The following is a 1,005-nucleotide window of genomic DNA, read 5'->3' as shown; positions in this document are numbered from 1 at the left end:
GTAAAATTGTATGGTATGTCCGTATTGGTCATGGAAAACGTATTAGAATACGCGGAACCTATGGAACGCAAGAGTTTGTTGACAATTACAAAAATGCGCTCGCCGAATTACAAGGCATAATCCCTCCAAAACCTAAAGTTGGGAAACTGATTGAAGGGACATTTGCATGGCTGCTAAAACAGTATTTTAACAGCTCTAATTGGCATAACCTTGCTAAAGTTACCCAAAAAAATAGAGAACGCATCCTTATGAAGGTATGCGACTCCATAGGAAACATTCCATACCAAGTAATTGAAAAAAAACATATTATAGCTGGTGTTGAACGGCGTAAAGAAACGCCAGCAATGGCTAGAGAATTTCTGAAAATACTTAATGGGCTCTTTAATTGGGCAATTGAACAAGGTCTTTTGGAAACTAATCCAACAGTAGGAGTAAAAAAACCAGCTCTTAACAATAAAGATGGCTTTGCTGTTTGGACAGAAGAAGATGTTGAAAAATATTACCAACGCTGGTTACCGGGTACTCATGAACGTGTTTGGATTGATGTTCTTCTTTACACGGGCTTGCGTCGTGGTGATGCTGTTCGGATTGGCTGGAAAAATGTCAAAGATAATATCATTCATCTAAAAACAGAGAAAAGCAAATTTCAAACAGATGTTTTTCTTCCCATTTTACCAGAATTAGCTGAAACTCTTAAAATTGGTCCTGTTGGAGAAAAAACATTCATCTGTAGTAAAACTCATCAAAAATTTATCAAAGAAAGCTTTGGTAATGCATTTAAAGAGGCTTGTAATGCAGCTGGAATTAAAAAATCAGCCCATGGGTTGCGAAAATTAGCAGCAACACGCGCTGCTAATTCCGGTGCAACAGTATCACAATTGAAAGCAATTTTTGGCTGGACAAATGACGCTATGGCATCTCTTTACACAAAGAGCGCGGACCGTAAAAAGCTCGCTCTTGAAGCTATAAAAAAGCTTCAAAAAAGTTAGGGATAGAAGAAAAAAA

General features: G+C 37.6%; 1 protein-coding gene. It reads left to right on the top strand.

Annotation, left to right across the window (positions count from 1 at the left end; translation table 11 throughout):
- A partial coding sequence (locus ABD917_RS08700; RefSeq protein ID WP_345119666.1) for a tyrosine-type recombinase/integrase occupies positions 1 to 989 on the top strand: 989 nt, incomplete at its 5' end.
- Positions 990 to 1,005: the final 16 nt, after the last annotated feature.

It is taken from the genome of Bartonella pachyuromydis (assembly GCF_039543065.1).
Taxonomy (GTDB): Bacteria; Pseudomonadota; Alphaproteobacteria; order Rhizobiales; family Rhizobiaceae; genus Bartonella; species Bartonella pachyuromydis.
Note: the sequence above shows the minus strand (reverse complement) of the source record. Positions and strands in the feature narration are given on the sequence as shown.